The organism is Methylobacterium sp. Leaf125, from assembly GCF_001423085.1.
In the GTDB taxonomy this organism is placed as follows: domain Bacteria; phylum Pseudomonadota; class Alphaproteobacteria; order Rhizobiales; family Beijerinckiaceae; genus Methylobacterium.
The window spans coordinates 78,632-104,666 of sequence record NZ_LMNU01000045.1; the positions used below are offsets into that span (position 1 = coordinate 78,632).

Sequence of the window (26,035 nt, forward strand, 5' to 3'; positions counted from 1 at the left end):
ACACCCTTGGGACGACGAGCCCGGCTCTGGCGCGACGACGACCCGGCGACGCATGGTCCGCAGGCCAAGCCTCCGGTGATCTGCCCGCTCTGCGAGCGGCCGATCCCGCCCCATGCCAAATCCAGCCTGCACCACCTGACCCCGAAGCTGAAGGGCGGGGCGCGCGCGGGCACGGTGCGCCTGCACCAGATCTGCCATTCGGCGATCCACGCCCGCTTCAGCGAAGCCGAGATCGCCCGCCGCCTCGCCGACGTGGAGGCCTTGCGGGCGGCGCCCGAGTTGGCGGAGTTCCTGGCCTGGGTCCGCACAAAGCCGGACGATTTTCACGCCGCGACCCGCATGACCCGCGACCGCCGGGGCGCCAAGCGCGACCCGCACTGAGGCCTGCGGGGCGCAGCCGGCCCTGCGGCAGGGGCCCAGCGCAGGGAAACGCGGCATTGCCCGGAGTGCGAGAAGGCGCGGCCCGGCCTTTACCTTCCGTTCGGCATGATCGGCCGGCGGCTCCCAGCGTATCGCCATCCTTAAGACCTGGCGCCCAAGGATCGCGGTCCTGTGGGCGGGGACGGATCATGGCGGCGGTCGCGGTGGGGCAAGGTGCGGCGCAGGGAACGGGGCCGCGGATGGCGGGATCCGCGGAGGATTCCGCCCGGCTCGCCTGGGTGGATGTCGCCAAGGGCCTCTGCATCATCCTCGTGGTCATGATGCACTCGACCCTCGGCACCGGGATCGCGATGGAGGGCGAGGGCTTTCTCCACACCGTCGTGGCTTTCGCGCGCCCGTTCCGGATCCCGGACTTCTTCCTGCTGTCGGGCCTGTTCCTCGGCCGGGTCATCGACCGCGACTGGCGCCTGTTCCTCGACCGGCGCCTCGTGCACTTCGTCTATTTCTACGTCCTCTGGGTGCTGATCCAGTCGGCCTTCAAGTACGGCGCGATCACCGACGGAGCCGGGCCGGGCGCGTTCGTCGCCCATCTCGCCCTGGCGGTCGTCGAACCCTACTCGACCCTGTGGTTCATCTACCTGCTGGCGGTGTTCTCGGTGCTGACCAAGGCCCTGCGGTCGGTGCCGGCGGCCTGGCTCCTCGGCGGTGCGGCGCTGCTGCAGGTCCTGCCGCTCCACACCGGGTTCGAGCTGATCGACGAGTTCTGCGACCGCTACGTCTGGTTCCTGGTGGGCTACCTCTTTGCCGCGCGCATCTTCACCTTCGCCGATCTCGTGCAGCGCCACGCCCGCGCCGCGATGCTCGGACTGGCGCTCTGGGCCGTGGTCAACGCCGCCCTGGTCTTCGTGCCCACGGGCTTCCGGGCCGTGCCGGCGCTGGCGAACCTCCCGGGGCTCGCCCTCATCCTCAGCGGTGCCGGCGCCCTGGCGATCGTCGCCGCCGGGGCCCTGATGTCCCGGGCCGGCGGGCCGGTGACGGCGGCGCTCAGGGCCTGCGGCCAGCGCTCGATCGTGATCTACCTCGCGTTCTTCCTGCCGATGGCCCTCACCCGCACGCTGATCGTGAAGTCGGGGGCGATCACCGATATCGGCTGGGCCAGCCTCGTCGTCACGGTGGTGGCGATCCTGGTTCCGCTGGCCTTCGAGCGGATGATCCGTCACACGCGCCTGGCGTTCCTGTTCGTGCGACCGCGCGCCTTTCACATCGTCGGCGCCCGCCCGCGGCCGGACGCTCCCGCCCTGCGCGCGGTCTGAACGCTCAAGCCGCGGCTTCGACCCGCGGGCGCACGAGGCGATCGAGGAAGTTCCCGATCTCCGCCCGCCGACGCGCCGGCTCCAGCAGCTCCGGGCCGAGCCGGTGACGGGCGATCAGGTCCCGTTGTCCTTCGGGATTCGCATGGATGCGGCAGAGGTCGGCCGCATAGGCCTCCACCGCCGCGCGGTCGGGCAGCGCGCCGGCCGCCACCACAGCGTCCGCGCTGAGGCGCAGCATCGCGGCCAGGGCGTCGAGGTCGAGTTCGGGGTGGTACTGCGTGCCCCAGAACACGCCGGCCCCGTGCCGGATCTCGATCGCCTGGACCGACAGGACCCCGTTGCCCGCCAGCACGGTGGCGTGGGCCGGCGGCGTGATGACGGCGTCGAGATGCAGGGCGGGAGCATCGAAGCGCTCGCCCCGCCCGGCCAGGAGTGGGTGCGCCCGTCCGGCCTCGGTGCGTACGAGATCGCGCGAGAACCCGTATTCCGGCCCCTTGGGATTGCGGGCCGCATGGCCGCCCGCCACGACCGCGGCGACCTGGACGCCCCAGCACGAACCGAAGATCGGGAGCCCGGCGGCGAGGGCGTCGCGCACGAGGGCGATCTGGCGCCGCACGGCCTCGGACTCGTTGCAGACGTGGAGCGTCGATCCGGTGAGGAAGAGGGCATCGAAGCCGGCGAGCGTGGTCCCGGGGGACAGGGCCGCGTCGGCGTCGGCCGGGTTGATCAGGGTGCAGCCGACGCCCGGTGAGATCTGGCGCAGGACCTCCGCATAGGCCTCGGCCGAGGTCACGCCGGTGCCCGAAACGTGATCGGCCCGTCCGGACCGGTCGTTCCCATCGGCCACGAGGAGGTGCAGCATGGATCCGGTCCCACCCGGCCCGGGGGCCGGCCAAAGGGACGGGGAACGATCCCTTCCCGCCCTCGTTCCCGTCAGGCCGGACGCCGGATCGCCGCATGGCGCTCCGCGTCGATTCGCACCGAGCGCACACGATCGGAGGCTTCGATGGCCATGCGACGTCCCGAGACCGCCCCGCGCGTTCGTGCTCGCCCGCGCTGTGCGTCCCTGGTTCTCGCCCTCGCCGGGCTGGTGCCCGGCCTCGCTTCGGTGCCCGCCGCGGCCCAGTACATGGCCCTGACCGCCCCCGCGCCGAGACCGGCCGCGCCCGAGCCGCCGAAGCCGGTTCCGCCGCCGACCCGCGCGGCGGAGCACGCCTTCAACGGATCATTGCCGAACCAGCGCACGGGGCATGGACGCGAGCGCGTGGTGCGCGACATCTGCATCGGCTGCGACCGCTGACCCCAGGTCGATCGGGATTTCGCTCAGGATTCCGCGCGCGCGCCCCGCGTGATCGCCTCCACCATGCCTTGCGACAGCCGCACGAACTGGCCGGTGCCGTGCCCGCGCGCGTCGAGGAGTTCGGCGAAGACCGGCTTGGCCGGCTCGTAGGCCAGGGCTTCCCGGGACCGCGGCCGGCGGCGCTTTTCCCGCAGGCGATCGGCAAGGGCGGCAGGAACGAACGGATCGCGCAAGTCCGGCAGGCTCCTCGTCACGGCTCGCGCGGGCTTGAGCCCGCCGAGCGAGGCCCGGGCTTAGGTCCACGGTGGTTGCCGGAAGCTTAAGGCCGGGCTGCCCGCCATGCCCGGAACCCACGATCACGGAACCGTATTCCCGCGGGCGGGGTTTGGTCTGCCGAACAGGGAGAATACTTGATGTCTGACAGCGTGTTGGCGACCGTGACCGTTCCGTCTCTCAGAGCCGCCCGCGTGGCGCGGGATCGCCTGTCGCGCGCCGGCTTCGCCCGGAACAGCATCGAGATCGACCGCCTGGACGACGACGCCTTCGCGGTGTCGATCGCGACCCGGCCGGAGAATCATGCCCGGGCCGAGCGCATCCTCAGCGGTTCGCCCCTGGGCAACGACCTGCGGGCCGCCGGACAGGCGGCAGCGAGCCGCTTCCAGGACAATCGTGGTCTCGCTCTCGGTCTCGCCGCCCTGGCAGGCTTCGCCCTGTTCGGCCTGATGCGCCGGGACTAAGCGGACCTGCAGGATCCTCGCTCCACCGGCTCCGGCCGGGGGAGCCGACCGGAGTGATGCGTGGCGAGCCGTTACGGGCTGGAGATCCGGGCGGCGACTGTCGGCGACGCGGCGGGCCTCGCCGAACTCCTGCGCGGCTCCGGCCACCCCGTCGCCGCCGAGACCCTGGCCGAACGGATCGAGGCCGTGCGGCACGGCGCGAGCGCGGCCCTCGTCGCGGTCGAGTGGGGGCCGCCGAGCGGCCTCGTCGTCCTGCACTGGTATGCGTCCCTCGCAGCCAATCTGCCGACGGCGCAGATCACCACGCTGCTGGTCGACCCCGACGCGCGACGGCGCGGCCTCGGTCGACTCCTCCTGAAGGCGGCCTCGCAGGCGGCGCGCTCGGCCGGGTGCGGCGAGATCGAGCTGCTGACCGGACTCCATCGGACGGACCTGCAGGCCTTCGGCGCCGCCACCGGATTCAGCGATCAAGGCGCCGTGTCGGTCCGGCCCCTCCGCAAGAAGGCGTGAGCGGAGCCGGGCGGTGCCGCCGGATCGCGGGATCAGGCGGCGGCCGGCGGGGTTGCCTCCACGGGTCTCGCCACCGCGGCCACCCCCTGAACATCCGGTGCACGAACCGCGAGGCTCGTCGAATTTCCCCTGATTTTTCAAAGCTTTGAAAAACGAGCCGGTTAACACCCCTTAAACCCGCCGCAATTACCGTGCGCAAGCAGGGTCGCTCGAATCGCGAACGAACCTTGGGGCAGACGGGACGCATGGCGAAGGGACGTGGCGGCACAGGCCGAGGGGAGCCGAACTTCGACGTGCCCGAGGGCCGCGTCGGAGACCCGGCCGATCTCGACCTGCGGCTCTCGCGCGCCGATCGCGCGGGAGGCGGCGTGGCACGAGGCGGGTCAGGTTCACAGGGCGGCCGCGGCGCGAAGAGCCGTGCCCCCGCCCCATCGCGGGCGCTGCGCAAGGCGCCGCGCCGGGCCCGCCGCTCGATCCTCGGCCGGCTCGTCTACGGCGTCCTCGTCCTCGGCCTCTGGGGCGTGATCGGCATCGCGGGGCTCGTGGCCTATCACGCCTCGCAGCTGCCGCCGATCGACCAGCTGGCGGTGCCCAAGCGTCCGCCCAACATCGCGATCCTGGCGAGCGACGGCTCGCTCCTGGCCAATCGCGGCGAGACCGGCGGCCGGGTCGTCAGCATCAAGGAATTGCCGCCCTACCTGCCGCGCGCCTTCGTGGCGATCGAGGACCGGCGCTTCTACAGCCATTTCGGCGTCGATCCCGTCGGCATCGCCCGCGCGGTCGCCCAGAACGTCACCCGCCGCGGCGTCTCCCAGGGCGGATCGACCCTGACGCAGCAGCTCGCCAAGAACCTGTTCCTGACGCCGGAGCGCTCGGCCTCGCGCAAGATCCAGGAGGCGATCCTCGCCCTCTGGCTGGAGCACAAGTACAGCAAGGACGAGATCCTCGAGCTCTACCTGAACCGCGTCTATTTCGGCGCCGGCGCCTACGGGGTGGAGGCCGCAGCCCAGCGCTACTTCGGCAAGCCGGCGAAATCCGTGACCCTGGCGGAGGCCGCGATGCTCGGCGGCCTCGTCCAGGCGCCCTCGCGCCTGGCGCCGAACCGCAACCTGCCCGCGGCCCAGGCCCGCGCCGCCCAGGTCGTCGCCGCCATGGAGGAGCTGGGCTTCGCCAAGCCCGCCGAGGCCAAGCTGGCCCTGGCGAGCCCGGCCCGGCCCGCCGGCGTGCGCGGCGGCGGCTCGGCAAACTACGTCGCCGACCTCGTGATGGACGTCCTCGACGACTTCGTGCCGAAGTTCGAGAGCGACATCGTCATCGCCACCACCGTCGATACCGGCCTCCAGGGCGCCGGCGAGAAGGCGCTGGTGGACGAGCTGAACCAGAAGGGCGGCCGCTACAACGTCGCCCAGGGCGCCCTCGTCTCGATGAAGCCGGACGGAGCGATCCGCGCCCTGGTGGGCGGGCGCGACTATGCGCAGAGCCAGTTCAACCGTGCCACCACGGCCAAGCGCCAGCCCGGTTCGTCGTTCAAGCCCTTCGTCTACCTCGCGGCGGTCGAGCACGGCCTAACCCCCGACACGGTGCGGGACGACGCACCGATCAGCATCAAGGGCTGGAGCCCGGAGAACTATTCCCGCGATTACCGGGGACCGGTGACCCTGCGGGACGCCCTCGCGCTCTCCCTCAACACCGTGGCGGTCCGCCTCGGCCAGGAAGTCGGGCCCAAGACCGTGGTGCAGACGGCCCAGCGCCTCGGCATCTCCTCTCCGCTGCAGGCCAACGGCTCGATCGCACTGGGCACCTCCGAGGTGACCCCCCTGGAGATGGTGGGCGCCTACGCCGCCTTCGCCAACGGCGGCACGGGGGTGATCCCCTACATCATCGCCAGCGTGAAGAGCGCGGACGGCAAGGTGCTCTACAAGCGCAAGGACGGCGGGCTCGGCCGCGTCATCGACGCCAACGCGGTCTCGATGATGAACGCGATGATGCACGAGACCTTCGTCACCGGCACCGCCAAGAAGGCGGAGGTTCCGGGCTGGGACCTCGCCGGCAAGACCGGCACCAGCCAGGAGTTCCGCGACGCCTGGTTCATCGGCTACTCGGCCACCCTGGTGACCGGCGTCTGGCTCGGTAACGACGACGGCGAGCCGACGAAGAAGGTCTCGGGCGGCAACCTGCCGGGCGAGATCTGGAAGGCCTACATGACGGTGGCGCTGAAGGGCCAGAGCCCGGTGATGCTCCCCGGCGCCAACCGCTGGCGCAACCGCGGTCCCGCCGAACCGGCGGTCACCAACAGCACCCCGGGTGGCCTGATCGGCGCCCTCCTGGGCGAGCCGCAGGCGGCCGCCCCGCCGCGCCCGGCCGCCCGCCACGCGGATGCAAGCCGCGGCCCAAGCCAGGACGACCGCAACTTCCTCGAGAAGCTGTTCGGGGTCGGCGAGTAGCGCCAGCCCCTGGCCCGGGTCCGGACGATCCTCGCGGGGTGACGGGTGCGGGCTTCGTACAGGCTGAGCGCGGACCTGCTGATGCGGGTCCGGCCGCCGTCCAGCCGGACCCGTGTCAGCCGTCCGCTCCCCAGTTCAGCCCGTGCTGCGCCTGGAAGGCGGCCAGCGTCGGGACGGAGGCTTCCGCATCGGCGAGGGCAACGTAGCCGTCGGGCCTCACGAGGTAGAGGGCGTCCCGGGCGAAGCCCACGTGCTCGGCTTCGGGGCTCCAGGCGAAGACGTGCAGGCCCAGGCCCTGCTGCGCGCACCAGCGCGCTAGGTCCGGTGCCGCCGCCCCATGGACGTGCACCCGCCATTCCGACCCCACCACGTCCGCGCCCGCTACCCAGGGCAGCCGATCCCCGCCATGGATCCGGCCCGCCCGGCCCGCGCTGAGCGCGCTGTGCCGATAGGCCAGAGCGATCTGCGAGAGCGTTCGGAACAGGGAGCGCCGGAGGGCCGGGGATCTGGCGACGAGCGGCGCCAACAGGGGTGCGAGCCTGGTCCGCCAGAGCTGCGCCAGGGGGTTCTCCGACGTCGCCAGGGTGAACACCCGGTCCGTCGTCGCGACGAGGCGGCGGGCGAAGCCGATCCGCTCGGTCTCGTAGGTGTCGAGCAGGGCATCGTCCGCCCGCCCCCGCAGGCAGGCGGCGAGTTTCCACCCGAGGTTCATCGCGTCGCCGATGCCGGTGTTCATGCCCTGCCCGCCGGCCGGGCTGTGGATATGCCCGGCGTCGCCGAGCAGGAAGGCGCGCCCGTCCCGGAAGCGAGCGGCGACCCGGTGATGCACCCGGTAGGTCGAGAACCAATTCACGGTCCGCGGCGCGATCCGCAGCCGCTCCAGCGCCGTGGCGGCGATATCGTCGAAGGTCAGGCTCTCGCGGCGGCCGGCATGATCATCGAGCACCGTCCCGACGAGGCGTACCCGCCCGCGCTCCGCGAGGGGGAACACGGCCAGGACGTCGGCGGCCCTATCGAGGTTGAGATGGATCTCGCCGTCGACGGCCGGGCCGTCCGCCGCGATATCGGCGACGTAGAAGAAGCGCTCGTAGGTGCCGCCCGGGAACCCGATGCCCACGGTCTCGCGCACCGTCGAGCGGGCGCCGTCGCACCCGGCCAGGTAGGCGGCCGCCACCTGCACCTGCGCCCCCTCGGTCGTGCGCAGGGTGGCGACAATGCGCGCCCTGTCCTGCGTGAACCCGACGAGTTCGGTGCCTCGCTCGACCCGGATTCCGGCCGCGGCGAGGTGCTCGATCAGGAGACGCTCGTGCGCGTCCTGCGGGTAGATCAGCAGGAAGGGATAGGGCGTCGGGTCCCGTGGGTCGGCGGAGAAGGCCAGGCGGGCGCGCCGGGTGCCGGCGGTCCAGAGATTGACGGCGGGCACCCGGTGCCCGGCGCCGACCACCGCATCGGCGAGGTCGAGGAGGCGGTAGAGTTCGAGGGTGCGCGCCTGAATTCCGAGCGCCCGGGAGGTGGTGCCGGGCGCCTCCGCCCGGTCGACGATCCGGACGCGGATGCCGAGCCGTGTCAGCCAGAGGGCGAGGACCAGGCCCGTGGGACCGGCGCCGACGATCAGGACTTCCGTGCGTTCCATCGATCGTCGCGCCGACCCGGACCGCCGGGCGCGGCCCGGACTGCGATCTCATCGTAGCACCGCCCCGGGGGCCGGCCGCAAGCCTGCCCAACGGGCTTAGGCCGCCCCGGGCCGCCTACCAGTAGAGCTGAAACCGCCCGATGAAGCTGTCCGCGTCGATGGTGCGGCCGCCCTGCACCGCCGAGGGGCTGGTGTGCGAGCGGACATAGTCCGCGACCACGCGGATGTTGCGGTCCGGGTACCAGTTCAGCCCGACCGTGACGTCGCGCTCGATGCCGCCGCGGATACCGGCATCGTCGAGGTCGATGGCGCTGAAGCGGGTGCCGAGTTCGAACACGCCGATCCCGCCCCGCGAGACACGGTCGGCCTCCGCCACCTGCACGCCGGAGAAGACCGCGTAGGTGGCGCCGTAATCGGGAGCGAGCTTATAGGCGCGGCCCTTGCCGTTGAGGACGACGCTGGCCTGGATGTAGCCGCCCTGGAAACCGACCGTGCGGGCGCCTCCGTAGCGCTCCACCTCCGTGCGGATGTACTCGGCCTGGACCAGGAAGGGGCCGTCCCGATAGGCCGCCTCGAGGCCGATGCGGCGGACGCCCGATGCGTCGCGGATGTCGCCGGTGTCGACGAAGTCGCGCTGGTACAGGAACGCCTCGGACCGGCTCGACAGCGACAGCCCTTGCCCGTCGCGGGGCAGATCGCGAAAGCTCCCGGCGAGGCCGAGATGCAGCACCCGATCGTCCCCGTGGATCGGCGCGTAGGTGGCGCGCCCCGTGGCGGCGACCCCCTCGCTGCCGATCCCCGTATTGGCGTTGCCGCCGAAGACGCTGGCGACCACCGTCCAGTCCTCCCCGTGGCGGCCGAGCGCGAAGCCGAAATTGCGGGCGGGCGCGAAGGCGTCGGCGAGCGAGCGCTCGGTGAACAAGGTGTTGTTGTCGCTGGTCAGCTGGTCGAGGCTGAAGGGCTCCTTCATGTTGCCCACCGTCAGGAGGGTGTTCTCCAGGCCCGTATAGGCCGCGGCGGCATCGTTGATCGGCCGCATCGGGTCGGCGAAATCATACTGGAAGGCGAGTTCCAGGCTCTTGCCGAGGGTGAGATAGCTCTCGATCCAGGCCCGGCGCACCGCGAAATTCTCCGGGAAGGGCTCGGGAAAACCCGCCTGCCGGATGGCCGCGGCCCCGTAATCGAGCTGCAGCTTGCCGCCGATGCGCAGCTTGGCGACATCGGGGAAGCGCAGGGTGATGCCCTTCTCGTCGATCGTCAGGGTCTCGCCGTTGGGCTGGTCGGGATTGCGCGTGTCGCGCTCGGCGTCCTCGGACAGCGCCGGGGTCCCGGCGAGGCAGAACAGCCCGAGGAATGCCGGACCCAGCCATCGCGCCATCGCTCGCACTCCTCACCTGTACCCGGCGCCGACCGTCGGCGCCGGATCATCCCCGGCCATTGGCCACAACTTCGCCCGGGCCGCTACAGCATCGGCAGGCTGCGCGGGCGCGGACCACGCGGGAAGGCCGCGTCGAGGGCGGCGCAATCCTCCGGCGTCAGGGTGATCGCGCCCGCCGCCGCATTCTCCCGGGCCCGCTCGGGCCGCGCCGTCTTCGGGATCGTGAAAGTGCCCTCCTCCCGTGTCAGGAACGCGACGGCGATGGCCCGCGCCGTGGTGCCGTGCGCCTCCGCCAGACGGGCGAGCACCCGGCCTCCGCTGCTTCCGGCCTCGGGAAAGTCGCCGCTGCCGAAGGGCGAGTAGCCGACCAGGGCGACCCCGTTGCGACGGCACCAGGGCAGCACCGCGTGCTCAATGGCGCGCTCCTGCAGGTGGTAGAGCACCTGGTTGCAGGCGATCTGGCCCGGTCCCGCGATCGACAGGGCCGCGTCGAGATCGGCGACGTCGAAGTTGCTCACGCCCCAGGACAGGATCTTGCCCGCCTGCTTGAGGGCGGCGAAGCCCGCGATGGTGTCCTCCAGCGGGATGCGGCCCGGCCAGTGCAGCAGGTAGGCGTCGAGATGGTCGGTGCCGAGGCGCTTCAGCGAGCGCTCGCAGGCGGCGACCACCCCCGCCCGGCTGGCATTGCCCGGCACGACCTTCGAGACCAGGAACACCTCCGCGCGCCGGCCCGCGATGGCCTCGCCCACGAGGGGCTCGGCCTCGCCGTACATCTCGGCGGTGTCGATATGCGTCAGGCCGGCGTCGAGGCCCGCCCGCAATGTGGCGACGGCGGTGGCGTGATCCGCCTGGTCGAGGTGCCAGGTACCCTGTCCGATGATGGGCACCGCCGGCCCCGCCGCACCGAAAGTCCTGCTCCGCATCTGCCGCGTGCTCCCATGATGATGACCGTCCCTGCCAACGCATGGCGGCCACACCGGTCCCCGATCCGCCGGCCTGCGTCACCTTGGCCTTACTCGCGCCATCATGGGACGGTGATCAGGACGGGGTTCGAAGCTCGGCGCGCCAAGGGGCTGCGCCGCCTGCGGACCCATCCCCGAAGGGGCCAATCCGTTGCGCAGCGCTGCATCCTCCCCCACCCCTGCCGGATCGCCGCCGCCGGCCCCCGCCGGGACACCGCACGGGGGACGCCGCTGATGCTGCCGCAGCACCGCTGGTTCTGGCTCCTCATCCTCATCGCCTGCGGCGGCGCGGGCCTCCTCTACAACGTGCTGTTCGCCGGGGGCGCGACGCCCCTCGCGGGCCTGACCTACGGCTTGGCCGTGGGCGGCACGACGCTCGCCTTCGACCGGGGCATGATCCTGGGGGGCCTGCAGGCGCGGATGCGCCGGATGCCGGCGAAGTTCTACGTGCCCGCGGCCGAGCTCGCCTACGTGCTGATGATCGCGGCCGGCATCGCGCTGGGCGGATTGCTGGTCTGGGCCCTCGGTCTCACCGACGACGACCTCAGCCACGCCGTGCGGATCACCCCGCGGGTGCTGGCGTACTGCCTCGCGGTCTCGGCGATGCTCGTCTTCGTCATCCGCATGCGCGATCTCATCGGCGGCGAGGTCTTCGTGAACTTCCTCGTCGGGCGCTACCACCAGCCGGTGCGCGAGGAGCGGATCTTCCTGTTCCTCGACGTCGTCGGCTCCACCGCCTTCGCCGAGACCCACGGCGACCTGAAGGCCCAGGCCTATCTCGGCGCGGTCTTCGCGGCGCTCGCCGAACCGGTCCGGCGCAACGCCGGATCCATCGACGATTACATCGGCGACATGGCGATGATCACCTGGCCGATGGCCCGCGGCCTCAAGGATGCGCGCTGCGTCGCCTGCGTGTTCGACGTGATGGATCGACTGGATGCGGAATCCGAGGCCTGGATGGCACGGTTCGGCACCGTGCCGCGTCTGCGCGCCGCCCTGCACGGCGGCTCGATCGTCACGGCGGAAGTCGGCGTCGACCGGCACAAGATCGCGTATTTCGGCGATGCGGTGAACGTCACCGCCCGCATCGAATCCCTGTGCCGGCCCCTCGGCACCGAGATCCTCGTCTCCGACGACCTGCTCGCCCGGATCGCGCGCCTGCCCGCGGGCATTCGCGCCCGGGCCCTCGGCGCGCACGCCCTCCGCGGGCGCGGCCAGCCCCTGAGCGTCTCGACCCTGGAGCGGGTCGGGGCGGAGACGGGGGAAACGGGCGTGCCGCCGCATGCGGTCGCCGCGCAATGACCGAGATCGCACCGCCCCGGTCCATCGTCGTCTACATCGACGCGGATGCCTGCCCGGTGAAGGACGAGACCTACCGGGTCGCCGGCCGCTATGGCCTGCACGTCTACGTGGTGGCCAACAGCTTCCTGGCGCTGCCCCGGGAGACGTGGATCGAGCGGGTGGTGGTGAGCGACGGGTTCGACGCCGCCGACGACTGGATCGCCGAGCGGGCCCGGCCCGGCGCCATCGTGGTCACGGCCGACGTGCCCCTGGCCAGCCGCTGCGTGAAGGCGGGCGCCGAGGTGCTCGCGCCCACCGGCAAGCCGTTCAGCGAGAGCGGCATCGGCCTGGCGCTGGCCACGCGCAACCTGATGCAGGACCTGCGCGAGGCCGGAGCGGTCACCGGCGGGCCGAAGCCGTTCTCGGCCCGGGACCGCTCCGCGTTCCTCGGCGCTCTCGACCGAACCGTGATGCGGCTGAAGCGGGGCGGATTCGGCTAGGGCTCATGGGCCGAACCGGCGACCGGTGCGGCAGAGACGATGCCCGGCGACCGGGACGCGCGGCCGCGCTGCGCGAAGCGGCTCGGCCGAGGGTCTGTCGGGCTCGTCTCGAGCCAGGCAGACCCTTGTTCCTGTGTTTACGTTTGGCTTTTCGGGGTAACCGGCTCCCGCTGATCCCCGACAAACTCTAGAGCCCGGCGGCAGCCTTGAGTGCCGCGTTGATGCGGTCCTGCCAGCCGGGACCGTCCTTCTGGAAATGCTCGAGCACGGCGCGATCGAGGCGCAGGCTGACCATCTCGCGGGCACCGGGCACGGCCGAGGCCGGGGCGGCCGACGTGGCGGAGACCGGCTTGGCCGTTCCGACGGGCTTGGCGGTCTCGACGGGCTTGGTGGTGGCGGCCTTGAAGGCCGCCTCGGCGGCCTGTCGCGGGTCGCTCGGTCGACGGGAGCGATCGAATGCCATGGCTTCTCCTCCGCCGGACCGACTCAGGACCGCTTGCGCTTGGGCGCGGGCGGCGGGGCAGCGGCCTTCGCCTCGGCGTCGGCAGCCTCCTTGGCGAGGCGCAGGGCCCGCAGCTTCACCGTCCGCTCGTCCACGGCCTTCACCGAGGCGAGATGCTCGGCCATGGCCTGGGCGCCTTCCTTGGCCATCCGCTCGGCCCGCTCGGCGCGCTCTTCGGATCGGGTCCGGGCGTCGGTCTCGTCGCTCATTGCATTCCTGTCCTTGAACCCTCCCGCACGCGCTCGGCGCGGCGTCGCAGATGCCCGTCGGCGCGGCCGCGTGGGCGGTCCGGGCGCCGGAGTTCGGTGACCGATCAGGTCGTGACGCGCGCCGGACTAGGCCGGGAGACGGCAATCGGGCGGCACGAGAGGCTGTCCACACACCCTTGACGCGGATCGGCTCCGGGCGGGATCGTCGGAGGTTTAGCACGCCGGGCGCCGAAAAGGCCAACGTTTCCCGGCGGCTGCAACCGCTTGTCCTCAAGCTTCGCGTTTTCGAATACGTAGGTGCGGCTCAAAACACCGAGATCAGCACGATGCCGGCGACCATCAGGGCGGCGCCGCCGAGCCGGGCGGGCCCGGCCTTGACCTGCTTCATGCCGACCCAGCCGAAATGGTCGAGGGCCACCGAGGTCAGAAGGTTGGCGGTGATGAGAAGCCCGTTGAAGGCGCCCGCCCCCACCTTGTCGACGAAGAGCAGGCCGCCGAACACCGCCACCGCCCCGGTGATGCCGGCGAGCGGCATCCACCAGCGTACCCCGGACACGTCCTGGCGGGTCGGCAGGGGCGTCGGGCGCACGAGGAAGACCAGCACGAACACGAACACCACGGGCAGGAAGGAGACGGTGGCGGCGAGCCAGGGGTTCACCAGGGCGCCGCGCAGCTGGGAATTCCAGACGACGCCGACGGCCTGCAGGATGCCCGCCACCACGATGAAGGGATAGAGCAGCTTCGGGTTGAGGCCGTGCCCGCCATCCTTGTCCCCGCCCGTGTCGGCGGTGGTCCGGGCGATGAAGAATACGCCGACGGCCATCAGCAGGCCCCCGAGCCAGGGCATCAGCTTGAAGCCGCCGCCCTGGAGCCCGAACAGGCCGAAGGAATCCATCGCCAGCGAGGCCAGGATGTTGGCGGTCAGCGTCAGCCCGTTGAAGGGCCCCGCTCCGACCTTGTCGATGAAGGCGAGCCCGCCGAACACCGCCACCGCACCCGCCACCCCGCCGAGCGGCGCGTACAAGGGCATCTTGCCGAGCGTCTCGAGGGTCGGGAGCGGCGTCGGCATGACGAGGAACAGGGTCGCGAACACGAACACGATGGGCAGGAACGAGACCGAGGCGGCCAGCCAGGGGTTCACGAGCCGGCCGCGCAGCTGCGCGTTCATCGAATTGCCCAGCGCCTGCAGGACGCCCGCGACGAGGATGAAGGGATAGAGCAGTGCGGCGTTCACGGGGGACCTGGGGCTGGAAACTTCGGGCTAGGGAGTTCGGACGCGGGAGTTCGGACTAGGGACTTCGGGCTGATGACGCGACGGATCAGACGAGGAGGAGGCCGGCGAGCGCCAGCAGCAGCGCGGGCGGCATGACGAGCAGCCCGAGCTTGAGGAAGCGCCAGAAGCCGACGTCCTGGCCCTCGCGGCGGATCGCGGTCAGCCAGAGGATGGTGGCGAGCGACCCCGTCACCGACAGGTTCGGGCCGATATCGACGCCGATCAGGACGGCGCCCGCGACCTTGTCGGGCACGTGAGCGGTCTGCACCGCGGCGCCCGCGATGAGACCGGCCGGCAGGTTGTTGACGAGGTTGCAGAGCACCGCGATCAGGGTGCCGGCGCCCCAGGCGGTCTCGACGGGCGACGCGGCGGCCGACTGCTTCAGCGCATCGGCGATCATCCGCAGAACACCGGTCTTCTCCAGGGCCTCGACCAGCACGAACAGGCCGGCCACGAGGGGCAGCACGCTCCAGGAGACGTCCTTGGCGACCTCGACGAGGCCGCCGCGCTTCATCAGCAGGACGGCCGCCGTGGTCAGGCCGCCGGCCACGAAGGTGGGCAGGCCGAGGTCGAGCCCCAGGGCCGAGGCACCGATGAGCACGCCGCCTGTGGCGACGATGCCGAGGCCGGCGACGAGACCGGTCCGCGACAGGCGTGACGCCGGGACGTCGGTGGCGACCTGCTGATCGCGCAGGACGGAATTCTGCGTCAGGCGCAGGGTCGCGTAGGTGGCGACGATGGCGAGCACCGAGGGCAGCGCGAACATCGCCAGCCACTGGGTCAGCGGCGGCATGTGCTCGGCGAAGACCACGAGATTGGCCGGGTTCGAGATCGGCAGCACGAAGCTCGCCGCATTGGCGATGAAGGCGCAGATCAGGAGGTAGGGCAGCGGGTTCTCGACCTTGGCGGCCTTGGTTGCGGCGTAGACGGCCGGGGTCAACACCACCGCGCAGGCATCGTTGGAGAGGAAGACCGTCACCACCGTGCCTACCCCGTAGATCAGGGTGAACAGGCGGGTGGCCGAGCCCTTGGCCGCCCGCACGGCGATGCTGGCGAGCCAGTCGAACAACCCTTCCTTCCGCGCCACCTCGGACATCAGCATCATGCCGATGAGGAAGAGATAGACGTCCGTCCCCTTGAGCACGCCCTCCCAGGCGGTCCCGGCCGGCATCAGGCCGAACACCACGAGGGCCGCGGCGCCCAGCACGGCCCAGATCGCCTCCGGCCATGAGAACGGACGGGTGATCACCCCCAGGGTGGCCACGGCGGCGATCGCCCATGTGACAAGGTTCGGGGTCAGCGTCAGCGCACCCATCGGGCTCGGCGTCCTTGAAAGAGAGTAGGGTCAGGCGGGGCGGTTGCGCCTCACCAGTGGCGCCCGTTGCGGTTCGGGCCGAGCTGGGTGCCGAGGATGCCCCGGTCCGGCCAGGCGCCGACGGAATCGGCGTCGCTGCCGAGGCCCTTGGAGGTGACCAGGGCGCTCGCATCGCCGGCCGGCTCGATCCGGTCCTCGCCGACGCCGCCCTCGGCATCCTGTGCCCGGACCGTGAGGCGCCCGGCGCCCGCCGGCCAATCGACGGTGGCCCGGAAGCGGCGGTCGCCCTCGGCGCGCCGCATCGGGCGCCAGGGACCTCCATCGATGCTGAACTCGCAGACCGCGGTCCGCCCGGCGCCGAGCACCAGGGCACGGATCTCGGTGGTGCCCGAGACGATGTGATCCTCGGCATGGGCGAGGCGGCGGTCGGCCGGCGCGGTGATCACCACGAAGGGCCAGCGCTGCGCCAGCTCCTTGAAGCGCCAGCTCACCACGCCCCGGTCGATCGCCGCGATGGCGTAGCCGACCGGCCCCTCCTCGATCTGCCCCGTCGAGCGGGTCGCCGCGTAGATGGTCCGGCCGTCATTGGCGAGCTCGTTGTAGTGGGTGTGCCCCATCTCGACGAGGCGGATGCGCGAGCCGTGCACGAGCGCGGCGACCGTTGCGGCCTCGCCCTCCCCCGTCAGGTCGGCGGGGTAGCTGTGCATGAACAGGGCACAGTCCTGTCCCGCCGCCCCGGCCGCATCGACCTCCTGGCGGAGCCAGGCGACCTGCTCGGCGCCGAGGCGGAAATCCGGCCCACCGGAGCCCGGCCCGCACATGTCGAGGAACAGGCAGCGGCTGCCCGACACCGTCACCGCATAGGGCAGGCGCGGCGCGCCGAGCCCCTGATAGAACGCGTCGAGGCTCCCGCCCTCCATGTCGTGGTCGCCGGTGATGACGTGGACCGGCCGGCGCAGGCGGTCGAGTTCGGCCCGCACCAGGGCGTACTGCTCGGGCGTTCCGTTATCGGCGTTGTCGCCGGGCACGTAGACGAAATCGAGCCCGTCCACGGCGTTGATCTGGTCCACGATCGCATGGACGTCGCGGGCGTTGTCGGCGTCCGCGTCGGTCAGGTGCAGGTCGCCGATATGCGCGAAGGCGAGGATGTCGTCGGTGGCGCTCATGCGGGTCAGGCCGCCGTCGCGGGGACGGGCGTCAGGCCGCCGCCATCGGCGCCGGACCGGCCGGGCTCGTAGCCCCGCGTCTCCGGCATCGCGAAGAGGTAGAGGGCGAAGCCCAGGCCCGCGATGGCTGCGAGGGACAGGAAGGCGGTGGAGTAGCCCGCCGAGACGATGATGACGCCGGCGAGTGTCGCACTGAGCGCCGCGCCCAGGCTCTGGGCCGTGGCGACCGCCCCCTGCGAGACGTTGAAGCGACCGGTACCCCGGGTCAGGTCGGCCACGATCACCGGGAAGAGGGCACCGTAGATTCCCGCACCGACGCCGTCGAGGAGCTGGACGCCCACGAGGTAGAACGGGTTGTCGGACAGGGTGTAGAGCACGCCGCGGATCGCCAGGACGCCGAAGGCCGCGAGGAAGATCGGCTTGCGCCCGATCGCATCGGCCTTGGCGCCGACGAACACCGCCACCGGCACCATCACCAGCTGTGCCGCCACGATGCAGATCGCGATCAGCGAGGTGGCGTTGTCCTTGCCGGACAGCTTCGTCAGCAGCTGGCCCACCGAGGTGAGCATCGCGGCGTTCGAGAGGTGGAACAGCGCGGCCAGCACCGCGAACACCAGCAGGTACTTGTTCTTCAGGAGCGCGGTGAGGCCGGAGGGCTCCTCCTGCCCCTCGGTGCGGGCCTGCGTCTCGGTCTGGTCGAGGCCGCGGGCCAGGTCGTCGTCGATGGAATCGGCCGGCACCATCAGCATGGCGCCGATGCTGCAAACCGCCAGCAGGGCCATCAGCCAGAACACCACGATCGGTCCGAAGAAGTAGGCCGTGCCGCCTGCGATGGCGGCCGAGACGGCATTGCCGGCATGGTTGTAGCCCTCGTTGCGGCCGATGCGCTTGGCGAACATCTTCGGGCCAACGACGCCGAGGGTGATGGCGGCGAGGGCCGGCGGGAAGATCGCCCCGGCGATACCGGCCACCGACTGGGTCGCAGCCACGACGTAGAAGTTCGCGATGAAGGGCAGGACGAGGCAGCTCACGGTCACCGCCACGGCGGCGGCGATGACGATGGCGCGCTTGTGGTTGGTCCGGTCGATCAGCGCCCCGGCCGGCGTCTGGGCGACCAGGCCGGCGATGCCCGCGATGGTCATGATCAGACCGGTGGTCGCTTCGTTCCAGCCCTGGTCCGGGCCGCGCACGGCGATCAGGTAGATCGCCAGGTAGGGACCCAGGCCGTCGCGGACGTCGGCGAGGAAGAAATTGAGGGCATCGAGACCGCGCAGGGCGCGGGCCGACGGATTTCGCATCGCAGCCGTGTGAGGGGAGAGCGGCTCGGCCATGAGGGGGCCCTTCCGGACGTTCGAAGCAGGACGATGTGAGATCGGGCGCGCGGGGGACCGGACACCCCGCCCCACCAGCGGTGGCACAAGCGTGGGCGGACGTGATTGTTCCTGGACCGGGATTAAAATGTCCGTGATGACGTAAGTGACTGCGAAACGTCAGGTTTCGGAAGCGACGGCCGTCCCGCTGCGGAAGCGTCGGCGAACGCGTCCGGCACCGTCGATGAATTCAAAATGCGTCGTCCGGTTGAGGGTGTGCAGACCGGTGCCCGGGAAGCGTGGGCCCGAGCGCAGGATCATCTCCACGCTCTGCGCATAGCCCGCCTCGTCGAGGCGTCGGATCCGAGCGAGGCCCAGCGCCCCGCCATAGCCGTCGCGGCAATCCTGCACCGGACGGAACAGGGCGCCGTCCCGGGCGACGATGCGGCCGCCGGACCGGGCGGCGGCGATGTCGATCAGTACCGGATTTGCGGGATGCGGGGTCCACGGCCCGCGAAAATCCGGCGCGGACCAGAGGTGCAGGCTGTCGGAATACGACCCCCAGGCCGCGAAGGGGCCGTCCTGCTCGCCGTCGTCCCGCACCGTCGCGAACAGCCACCAGCGGCCGTCGTGCCGGAGGAGGGTCGGGTCGCTGGCATTCAGGCCGGAGATCAGGGTCGCCTCCTTCACCCAGCCGCCGGGAAAGGCGGTGGCGCGATAGAGGTCGAGGGTTCCGGTGGCGCCGCTCTCGGGCACCATCCAGTAGGCGCCGCCCTCCGCGAACACGAAGGGATAGGAGAGGTGGTGGGCGGCCTCCAGCACCGGCACCGGCGCCCCGAGAGGGCCGTCGGCACCGAAGCGCACGGCCGAGATCACGCCCTTCTGCAGGACGTGGCTGTAATCCTCCACGAACAGCACCGTGCCGGCGGCATCGGTGATCGGGAACGGATCGGCGTAGAAGCGGCGCCCGTCATCGCGCAGGGTGTTCCAGCCGGTCTCCGGATGGGCCTGGAGGTCGATGAGGTCGGGACCCTCGAGCCGGCGCCAGCCGACCCGCCAATGGGGCGCCCAGGTGCAGAGGGCGTAGAGCAGGCGGCCCGCCATCCGGGTGCAGGTGCGGACGGCACGCGCCGCAAGGGCGGCCGCCGCGAAGCCCGTCGGCGCCGGCCCCGGGACGGGGGTTCCGTCGGACGCGAGCCGCGGCCCCGCTCCGCCCAGGGCGGCCAGGATCAGGCTCGTAGTCCGAACCAGGGCATCCTCGAAGGCGGTGAGCATGATGCCCCGCGCCTCGGTTCCGACGCGCCCGGAGGCGACGACGCGGCCGCCCTCGGTCAGGCTGACCACGGGCGGGCGCCCGGCCAGCAGCGAGGCGAGCAGGGCGGCCTCGCCGCTGGCCCCGTCGAAGGCCAGCCGCCAGACCGGGACGCCGGGCGGGGCCACCGCGTCACCGCAGAGGTCGAGGATGAGGTCGGGCGCCCCGACAGCCGCTGAGGCACGGGCCAGGAGATCCGCGCGCTCCACCCGCAGGGCCGGCCCGGTGCGCGGCAGCCGGCGCAGCATCGCCTCGAGTTCGAACAACAGCGCGGCGTTGGGCGGAAGGGCGCCGGGTCCGGGCGACAGGTCGAGGGACACCGACAGCCCGGGGCGGTGCAGGAGACGTTCGATCAGCCGGAGGTGCCAACGGCGGCACAGGCCCCCGTCGAGGCGAACGCTCAGGCGCATGGAGACGGATGTCCTCGGACGAGGGAGTGTTGCTACCCCCCGGCATGGCGCCTCCGGCGGGAGGCGTCAATCCGCGCGCTGGCGCCCCTGCACCGGGTTCCACCGCGGCCATCCCAGGAGACGCTGCGGCGCGAAGGGCGCCACCGGAACGGCGGGCGGGGCCCCGGTGGCGAGATCGGCCACCAGGCGCCCCGTGATCGGACCCGTCGACAGGCCGATATGGCCGTGGCCGAACGCGAAGATCAGGCCGCGATGCCGGGGCGCCGGGCCGATTACCGGCAGGCCGTCCGGGGTCGAGGGGCGCGCCCCCATCCAGGGACGGTTGTCGAGGCTCGCGCCCAGGCGCAGCGTTCCGCCCGCCTCCTGTGCGGCGGCCTCGATCTGAACGTAGTCGGGGGGCGCCTCGCGGGCATTGAGCTCGACCCCGGAGAGCACGCGCACGCGCCCCTCCCCCATCGGCGCGATGATCGAGCCGGCGCCGGTGTCGAGGACCGGGCGGGTCAGGGGCGGGCTCTCGGGGTGCAGGGCGTAGTGGGCGTGATAGCCGCGCTCCGCCGCGAAGGCGAAGCGGTAGCCGAGGCCGCGGGCGATCTCGCCGGAGGCGGCGCCGGCCGCCAGGACGACCTGGCGCGCCCGCACCGTGCCGCCGTCGTGGCGGACGCACCAGCCCTCCGCCTCGGGCTTGAGGCCCGTCGTAACCATCCGGAGCGTTCGCCCGCCGAGCCCGAGATAGAGCTGTTGATAGGCCTCCAGCAGCCCGCCCGGATCGCTCACCGCGCCGGTTTCCGGCAGGAGCATGCCCTGGGCGTAGGACCGGATCAGGGCCGGCTCTGCGGCGCGGATGTCGTCCGGGTCGAGGATTTCGAAGGACACGCCGTGCCGGCCCAGGATCGCGCGCTCCAGGGCCGCGCCGGCGAAGGCGGCGTGGGTGCGGTAGAGCTTGATCCAGCCGCAGCGGCGCAGCAGATGGCCGGCGCCCGCCCGCTCGGCCAGGGCGAGATGCGCGGGCAGCGCCGCGCTGGTCAGCGGCAGGAGGGAACCGGCGGCGCGCTCCCAGGCGGAGGTCCGGGCGGAGGCCAGGAAATGCGCCGTCCAGGGCAGCACACGGGCGACGTGGGTGTGGCGCAGGCGCAGGCCCCGGTCAGCGTTGCGCAGGTAGGACGGCAGCTTGGCCCAGAGGGCCGGGCTCGACATCGGGAAGATCGAGCCCCGGCTGATCACGCCGGCATTGCCGTAGGAGGTCCGGGCCCGCGCCTCCCCGGGGTCGCAGAGCAGGACGTCGAGGCCCCGGTCCCGCAGGGCGATCGCGGAGGCGAGCCCGACCATGCCGCCCCCGACGACGACCACCTCCGCCTTCACTGTCTCGACGCTCATCGGACCTCGTCCCATCCCTGCCGGCGGACTGGCGCGTATCAGGGTGCGGCCCAATGATCGAGACCGCTGGCGCGCACGCCTGCCCCTCGTCCGCAGCGAGGCCGGTCCGCGCGCGGCTCAGGAGGCGCCGCGCTCCTCCGCATGCTCCTGCTGGCGGTCGACCTCGTCCCGGATGCCGCGCCCGGCCATCAGGATCTCGACGAGGAAGGCACAGACCGCGACCACCGTGCAGACCAGCGCCACGCCGAAGCAGACGAACAGGATCGAGGCGGTCGCGGCATCGCGCAAGGCCCCGACGAACAGGGTCAGCACCGCGATCCCGGTCATCACCGCGCCGGCGGAGGCCAGGACCACGGCCGCGTCCAGCACGAAGGAGCGCCGCCGCAGGTACGACAATTGCCGGGAGAGGCGCACGGCTTCGTGGGCGTCGGCGGTTCGCAGGCCGGCTGCCGCGGTATCGACCTTGTCGGCCACGCGGCCGAGGCGCGTCGAGAAGACGTTGAGGAGTGTCGCGAGTGCCGTCAGCAGGAACGCGGGCGCGAGGGCGACCTGGATGACGTGGGCGATGTCGTCGGGCGCGACGGGCATGGTGGACATGAGGGCCTGATAGGCCAAAGCGCGTCCGGCCGAAATACGCGGCGGTGCTGCCCGAGGCGCCCGCGGCCACGGTGTCCTCAGGCTCCGATCCCCGATCCTCCGGCGCCCGCAGGGAACCGTCCCGCGACAAAACGATTGACGCCTACATTGGATCTGTTCTAATTCGTAAGTAGGAACGGCGCTGAGCCGCCCAGGATGGAGATCACCGACATGGCGAACGCGAAGTGCGAGAGCTGCAAGTTCTTCGACGAGCACAAGGTCAACGGCGCCGCCGCGGCCGCTGACGAGGGCCTGTGCCGCTTCAACCCGCCCGTGAACCAGCCGGGCCCGTCGGATCACGGCCTGTGGCCGGTGGTCGGCTCGGCCGACTGGTGCGGCCACTTCTCGCCCGAGATGACCGCCGCAGAATAAGCAGCGGCCTCGATCCCGCTTCGACGCTTCCGAAGGCCAGCCGCGAGGCTGGCCTTTCTCGTTCCCGCGCCCGTGTCTTCCCGGAGACCGCTCGGCTTCCGCGAACGGACCGCAGCGTCACGCATCGGCCTCGGCGTCGTCCGGAAAGGCCAGCACCTCCAGGGGATCGCCGACGCCGCGCAGGGGAAAGGTCCCGAGGGGCACGAGCTGGTGTCCGTCGCTGGAGCGGGCCGCGAAGGCGCCCGAGAACAGCACGCTGACGTCGAGGACCTTGGTCAGGCTCTCCAGCCGGGCCGCCACGTTCACGGCGGGCCCGATGATCGTGAAGTCGAGGCGCGAGCGCGAGCCGATATTGCCGTACATCACCGCGCCGACATTGACGCCGATGCCGTAGCCGAGGCGCGGCTGTCCGCGCTCGGCCCGCGCGATGTTCAGCGCCCGCATGGCGGCCCGCGCCTCCAGGGCGGCGGATTGCGCGGCGGTGCAGGCGGCCGGCGTATCGAGGTGAAAGATCGCCAGCAGGCCGTCGCCCATGAACTTCAGGATTTCGCCCCCGTGCCGCTCGATCGGCAGGGAGATCGCGTCGAAGTAGTCGTTCAGCAGGGAGATCACATCGTCGCGCGGCCAGAGCTCGGAGATCTCGGTGAAGCCGCGCAGGTCGATGACCATGATGGCGGCCTCCACGGTGACGCCGCTGCCGCGCCGGGTGGCCCCGTTGAGGATCATCTCGCTGGCATGCGGTCCGACATAGGTGTCGAGGAGCAGGCGGGTCAGGCGGTTCTTGTGCCGGACCTCCGTCACCACCGACAGAGCCGGCAGGAGCGAGGCCAGCAAATCGAGGTCGTCGGGCTCGAACCCGCCGGACCGATCGGCCGAGAACGAGATGATGTGGCTCTTGCCGAGGGTGTAGTGCAGGGGCCAGGCGACGTAGTCGGTCAGGCCCTCCGCGCGCAGGTCGCGGTAGATCCCGTAGTCGGTCGCCGGCTGCGCCGGCTCTTCCAGGCGCTTCCGGACCCGCTCCGCGCCGTTGAAGATCTCGGCGGCCGGGCTGAGCTTGAACTGGTCGGTGTCGACGATGCCGTACTCGAAATTCTGCATCTCGGCGGCTGCCGCGCCGGTGCGCCAGAGGATGCGGGTTCCGAGCCAGAGGGGATGATGCGTCCGCAGGTGGATCGTGCCCCGCGCCACCGGGATCCCGGCCTCGCGCAGGCGCCGGCAGAACGCCACGAAGATATCGTCGAGGAAGCGCTCCCCCCGGGTTCCGGCGAGGAGCCAATCGAGCATCTCTCCGCGCAGCTGCGCCCGCGCGAACCGGCGCGTCTCGTCCTGGTGCAGGGGACTGTTCATGTCCGCGCCTCGCTGCCTGCTGTCGCCGTCCGGGCCGGGCACGGCGTGCCGGGACCGGCCGGTGGTTCCGCGATCATGGGGCCGCGGCCCCGCTCGCGCCAGGGCGCTTTCCAGGACAAGTCGCCGTCACGACGAGACGCCGTGACGCCGATGCAGGGTCGCGTCGAAACACGGTCATGCCGAGACATCTCGGCGATCCGCGCCCGGCTCCTGCGGCTCGACCATCCGACGCCAGCGGCCGGGGCTCATGCCCTCCTCGCGGACGAAGACGCGGGTGAAGTGGCTCTGGTCGGCGAACCCGCAGGCGAGCGCGATCTCGGCCAGCGACGGGCCGGACCCGCGCATGAGGATCTTGGCTCGGGCGATGCGCTGCCGGACGAGCCAGGCATGGGGCGACACGCCGAGGGATTGGCGGAATGCCCGGGCGAAGTGGCTGACGGAGAGGCCGCACTCCGCCGCGATGGTCTGCAGGCTCGGCGTGTCGCCCAGCTCGGCGCGCAGGCGGTCCTGGGCGCGGCGCAGCTGCCAGGGGGCGAGCCCGCCCCGGGCAGGCTCGGCGGCGAGGCCCGGATGAGCAAGGAGGCCCGGATGAGCATGGAGGCCCGGATCGGCATGGAGGCCGATCAGATGCGCCCCGATGGCCCGGCCGATCTGCAGGCGAAAGACGGCCGCGCCGCGGTCCGGCCGATCGAGGGTGGCGGCGGCGCTGGCGGCGAGGTCATGGATCGTGGGGTCGACCAGGACCTTGCCGTCGACCGGCTTCAGGGCCGCGAGCGGATCGATGTCCCCGAGGCCCATGCTCTCGGCCACCTCGGCGAGGATCCGGCGCGACAGCCAGATCTGGACCGCGCCGCCCCGCTCGGCGGCCGGGGGCCTGTTGCGGTGATCGAGGAGCGTCACGGAACTGGTGCAGACGCGCTCGGGGGCGGGGCGGAAGCAACCGCCCGCCGGCCAGCCTCCCTCATCCGCCAGCTGCACCCGGATCAGCAAGCCGGCGCCGTAGCGCTGCGGATGCGGTGCCGCCGGGCGTCCACGCGCGCGGAGGTCCGAGACCACGATGCCGTCCGTTTGCGGAACCGGCGAACGGGTCGTTCGGACCGGGTCGGAGCGGGACTCACGCTTGGGTTCGACCGTGCGCGGGCGCAGGCCCGGCTCCGGGGCGGGCCGCCGGCTGCGTAGCAGCGGCGGGATCGCGATCCGGACCGCAGGGGTGTCGGCTGGCCGATGCATCCTCGTCTCCACACCAGACCTTCGGGTGAGGACACCATGCCGGCGGGGTGCGGCAAGGGTCTTTCGCAGACTTGCTCGGCCGTTCCGCGATCCTGCTGTTTGCCGGGTCGCCTCAGGGCGAGAGCTGGCGGTATTCCCCCGGCGTGCAGCCCGTGACCCGCTTGAACGCGGTGCTGAAGGCGGCCTGGCTCGAGAAGCCGGACGAGAGAGCGACGTCCACCAGCGGCAGCTTGCGCTCGGCCAGGAGCCGGCGGGCGCGGGCCAGGCGCTCGGCGCTGACGAAGCCGTAGGGCGTCTTGCCGGTGACGCGCTTGAACAGGCGCGCGAAGTGGAACGGGCTGAGGCAGGCGGCGGCGGCGAGTTCGGTCACGCTGAGGTCGCGATCGAGGTTGTCGCGGATGAAGGCGATCGCCCGCTGGATGCGCTCGGGACAGTCGTGATCGCCACCGGCCGCATCGGCACCGTCCGGACGGTCATGCCCGTAGGCCTGTGCCACCCGGGCCGTGAGGGCGAGGGCCGCCGCCTCCACCATCATCCGGCCGGCCGAGGATTCCTGAATGAGTTCGCTCAGGATCGACAGCCCGATCTGGCGGATGAGCGGGTCCGGCACATCGGCGAGGTAACGCACGGTGTCGGCGCGGATGCGGGCATCGCCGTAGAGGTTCGCCAGGGCCGCGAAACGCTCGGCCGGCAGGTAGATGTGCAGGATCTCGCTCAACGGGGCCGAGATATTGATGTCGTCCTCCCCGACGCCGACGGGGCAGAGCCAGATCGTCCCCGCCTCGACCGCCGTCCGCTGGCGGAGACCGGCGCCCTTGCGACTGACATGCGCACCCGGGATGCGGCGGGTCGCCAGGGTGATCTCCATCTGGGTCGGCACGATCGCCGGCAGGTCGCCGGCCGGGTGCGAGCGCAACTCCGCCGCGACGCCCTGCCACTGCCGGCCCCGGGAGGTCGCGAGCAGGCCGGCATGGGGAAACTTGTGCGCGCTGTGCCGATGCAGATCCATGCCCGCAACGTGCAATCCATGCGCCGGGCGCGCCATTATACAGGTGTATCGGAGACCCCCGGGCGCGGGCCCGCTATCCTGGCGGACCCCGGTGGATGAGGTGCATGCGGCACGGTTTCTCGCGGCAACGG

26 protein-coding genes are annotated in these 26,035 nt (G+C 71.7%); 9 read left to right on the forward strand and 17 right to left on the reverse strand.

The features are described 5' to 3' along the window. Positions 1 to 6 precede the first annotated feature (6 nt). Both ASF58_RS20520 and ASF58_RS20525 read left to right on the forward strand, forming a co-directional pair. Positions 7 to 381 carry a hypothetical protein gene (locus tag ASF58_RS20520; RefSeq protein ID WP_055956951.1) on the forward strand — a complete coding sequence of 125 codons (375 nt, stop codon included), beginning with the start codon at positions 7 to 9 and terminating at the stop codon, positions 379 to 381. Positions 382 to 620: 239 nt separating this feature from the next. Next, positions 621 to 1,694, forward strand: coding sequence for an acyltransferase family protein (locus ASF58_RS20525; RefSeq protein WP_055956954.1), 1,074 nt, complete (start codon positions 621 to 623; stop codon positions 1,692 to 1,694). 4 nt (positions 1,695 to 1,698) lie between these two features. Here the strand turns inward: ASF58_RS20525 and ASF58_RS20530 are convergent, their stop codons facing one another. Beyond that, positions 1,699 to 2,556 carry a gamma-glutamyl-gamma-aminobutyrate hydrolase family protein gene (locus ASF58_RS20530; protein ID WP_055956956.1) on the reverse strand — a complete coding sequence of 286 codons (858 nt, stop codon included), beginning with the start codon at positions 2,554 to 2,556 and terminating at the stop codon, positions 1,699 to 1,701. A gap of 144 nt (positions 2,557 to 2,700) precedes the next feature. Between ASF58_RS20530 and ASF58_RS20535 the strand changes: the two genes are divergently transcribed. Then, complete coding sequence (locus tag ASF58_RS20535; RefSeq protein WP_055956958.1) at positions 2,701 to 2,994, forward strand: hypothetical protein; 294 nt, start codon at positions 2,701 to 2,703, stop codon at positions 2,992 to 2,994. A 23-nt stretch (positions 2,995 to 3,017) separates the two neighbouring features. On the opposite strand, the gene ASF58_RS20540 is transcribed toward ASF58_RS20535, so the two are convergent. After that, on the reverse strand, positions 3,018 to 3,227 hold the full coding sequence (locus ASF58_RS20540) for a hypothetical protein (RefSeq protein WP_055956960.1): 210 nt from the start codon (positions 3,225 to 3,227) through the stop codon (positions 3,018 to 3,020). A gap of 180 nt (positions 3,228 to 3,407) precedes the next feature. Between ASF58_RS20540 and ASF58_RS20545 the strand changes: the two genes are divergently transcribed. The 3 genes from ASF58_RS20545 to ASF58_RS20555 all read left to right on the forward strand — a co-directional run bounded on the left by ASF58_RS20545 (position 3,408) and on the right by ASF58_RS20555 (position 6,685). Beyond that, the gene (locus ASF58_RS20545; protein WP_055956962.1) at positions 3,408 to 3,731 is read left to right on the forward strand and encodes a hypothetical protein; all 324 of its coding nucleotides are present in this window, start codon (positions 3,408 to 3,410) and stop codon (positions 3,729 to 3,731) included. A gap of 60 nt (positions 3,732 to 3,791) precedes the next feature. Next, on the forward strand, positions 3,792 to 4,241 hold the full coding sequence (locus ASF58_RS20550) for a GNAT family N-acetyltransferase (RefSeq protein ID WP_055956964.1): 450 nt from the start codon (positions 3,792 to 3,794) through the stop codon (positions 4,239 to 4,241). A 245-nt stretch (positions 4,242 to 4,486) separates the two neighbouring features. After that, the gene (locus ASF58_RS20555; RefSeq protein ID WP_055956965.1) at positions 4,487 to 6,685 is read left to right on the forward strand and encodes a PBP1A family penicillin-binding protein; all 2,199 of its coding nucleotides are present in this window, start codon (positions 4,487 to 4,489) and stop codon (positions 6,683 to 6,685) included. A gap of 115 nt (positions 6,686 to 6,800) precedes the next feature. On the opposite strand, the gene ASF58_RS20560 is transcribed toward ASF58_RS20555, so the two are convergent. The 3 genes from ASF58_RS20560 to ASF58_RS20570 all read right to left on the reverse strand — a co-directional run bounded on the left by ASF58_RS20560 (position 6,801) and on the right by ASF58_RS20570 (position 10,619). Continuing rightward, positions 6,801 to 8,318 carry an FAD-dependent oxidoreductase gene (locus tag ASF58_RS20560; RefSeq protein WP_055956967.1) on the reverse strand — a complete coding sequence of 506 codons (1,518 nt, stop codon included), beginning with the start codon at positions 8,316 to 8,318 and terminating at the stop codon, positions 6,801 to 6,803. Positions 8,319 to 8,433: 115 nt separating this feature from the next. Further along, positions 8,434 to 9,696, reverse strand: a complete 1,263-nt coding sequence (locus ASF58_RS20565; protein ID WP_055956968.1) for a porin — start codon at positions 9,694 to 9,696, stop codon at positions 8,434 to 8,436. Positions 9,697 to 9,779: 83 nt separating this feature from the next. Further along, positions 9,780 to 10,619: an aldo/keto reductase gene (locus ASF58_RS20570; protein WP_055956970.1), complete on the reverse strand. Its 840-nt coding sequence runs from the start codon at positions 10,617 to 10,619 to the stop codon at positions 9,780 to 9,782. A gap of 273 nt (positions 10,620 to 10,892) precedes the next feature. Between ASF58_RS20570 and ASF58_RS20575 the strand changes: the two genes are divergently transcribed. Then, positions 10,893 to 11,960: an adenylate/guanylate cyclase domain-containing protein gene (locus ASF58_RS20575; protein ID WP_055956972.1), complete on the forward strand. Its 1,068-nt coding sequence runs from the start codon at positions 10,893 to 10,895 to the stop codon at positions 11,958 to 11,960. Next, positions 11,957 to 12,439, forward strand: a complete 483-nt coding sequence (locus ASF58_RS20580; protein WP_055956974.1) for a YaiI/YqxD family protein — start codon at positions 11,957 to 11,959, stop codon at positions 12,437 to 12,439. The genes ASF58_RS20575 and ASF58_RS20580 overlap by 4 nt, the downstream gene beginning before the upstream one ends. Before the next feature lie 187 nt (positions 12,440 to 12,626). On the opposite strand, the gene ASF58_RS20585 is transcribed toward ASF58_RS20580, so the two are convergent. From ASF58_RS20585 to ASF58_RS20625, 9 genes are all read right to left on the reverse strand, one after another. After that, complete coding sequence (locus ASF58_RS20585) at positions 12,627 to 12,902, reverse strand: BrnA antitoxin family protein (RefSeq protein ID WP_055956975.1); 276 nt, start codon at positions 12,900 to 12,902, stop codon at positions 12,627 to 12,629. 23 nt (positions 12,903 to 12,925) lie between these two features. After that, positions 12,926 to 13,150, reverse strand: a complete 225-nt coding sequence (locus tag ASF58_RS20590; protein WP_055956977.1) for a hypothetical protein — start codon at positions 13,148 to 13,150, stop codon at positions 12,926 to 12,928. A gap of 304 nt (positions 13,151 to 13,454) precedes the next feature. Continuing rightward, entirely contained in the window at positions 13,455 to 14,384 is a 930-nt protein-coding gene (locus tag ASF58_RS20595) for a DMT family transporter (RefSeq protein WP_055956979.1), read from the reverse strand. Positions 14,385 to 14,469: 85 nt separating this feature from the next. Further along, positions 14,470 to 15,738: an arsenic transporter gene (locus ASF58_RS20600; RefSeq protein ID WP_055956981.1), complete on the reverse strand. Its 1,269-nt coding sequence runs from the start codon at positions 15,736 to 15,738 to the stop codon at positions 14,470 to 14,472. Positions 15,739 to 15,788: 50 nt separating this feature from the next. Beyond that, positions 15,789 to 16,904 carry a metallophosphoesterase gene (locus ASF58_RS20605; protein WP_055956983.1) on the reverse strand — a complete coding sequence of 372 codons (1,116 nt, stop codon included), beginning with the start codon at positions 16,902 to 16,904 and terminating at the stop codon, positions 15,789 to 15,791. A 5-nt stretch (positions 16,905 to 16,909) separates the two neighbouring features. Further along, complete coding sequence (locus ASF58_RS20610; protein ID WP_055956986.1) at positions 16,910 to 18,235, reverse strand: MFS transporter; 1,326 nt, start codon at positions 18,233 to 18,235, stop codon at positions 16,910 to 16,912. Positions 18,236 to 18,394: 159 nt separating this feature from the next. After that, on the reverse strand, positions 18,395 to 19,936 hold the full coding sequence (locus tag ASF58_RS20615; RefSeq protein ID WP_055956988.1) for a hypothetical protein: 1,542 nt from the start codon (positions 19,934 to 19,936) through the stop codon (positions 18,395 to 18,397). 66 nt (positions 19,937 to 20,002) lie between these two features. Continuing rightward, complete coding sequence (locus ASF58_RS20620; protein WP_055956990.1) at positions 20,003 to 21,310, reverse strand: FAD-binding oxidoreductase; 1,308 nt, start codon at positions 21,308 to 21,310, stop codon at positions 20,003 to 20,005. A gap of 117 nt (positions 21,311 to 21,427) precedes the next feature. Next, positions 21,428 to 21,907, reverse strand: coding sequence for a DUF2721 domain-containing protein (locus ASF58_RS20625; protein ID WP_055957157.1), 480 nt, complete (start codon positions 21,905 to 21,907; stop codon positions 21,428 to 21,430). 210 nt (positions 21,908 to 22,117) lie between these two features. On the opposite strand from ASF58_RS20625, the gene ASF58_RS20630 reads away from it, so the two are divergent. Continuing rightward, entirely contained in the window at positions 22,118 to 22,318 is a 201-nt protein-coding gene (locus tag ASF58_RS20630; protein WP_055957159.1) for a hypothetical protein, read from the forward strand. A 117-nt stretch (positions 22,319 to 22,435) separates the two neighbouring features. Here ASF58_RS20630 and ASF58_RS20635 read toward each other — a convergent pair whose 3' ends face one another. The 3 genes from ASF58_RS20635 to ASF58_RS20645 form a co-directional block, all read right to left on the reverse strand. Continuing rightward, positions 22,436 to 23,665 carry an adenylate/guanylate cyclase domain-containing protein gene (locus ASF58_RS20635; RefSeq protein ID WP_055956993.1) on the reverse strand — a complete coding sequence of 410 codons (1,230 nt, stop codon included), beginning with the start codon at positions 23,663 to 23,665 and terminating at the stop codon, positions 22,436 to 22,438. 174 nt (positions 23,666 to 23,839) lie between these two features. Beyond that, the gene (locus ASF58_RS27305) at positions 23,840 to 24,895 is read right to left on the reverse strand and encodes an AraC family transcriptional regulator (protein WP_055956995.1); all 1,056 of its coding nucleotides are present in this window, start codon (positions 24,893 to 24,895) and stop codon (positions 23,840 to 23,842) included. A gap of 112 nt (positions 24,896 to 25,007) precedes the next feature. Beyond that, positions 25,008 to 25,904 (reverse strand): AraC family transcriptional regulator, encoded by an 897-nt coding sequence (locus tag ASF58_RS20645; RefSeq protein WP_055956997.1) that lies wholly within the window; start codon positions 25,902 to 25,904, stop codon positions 25,008 to 25,010. Positions 25,905 to 26,035 lie beyond the last annotated feature (131 nt).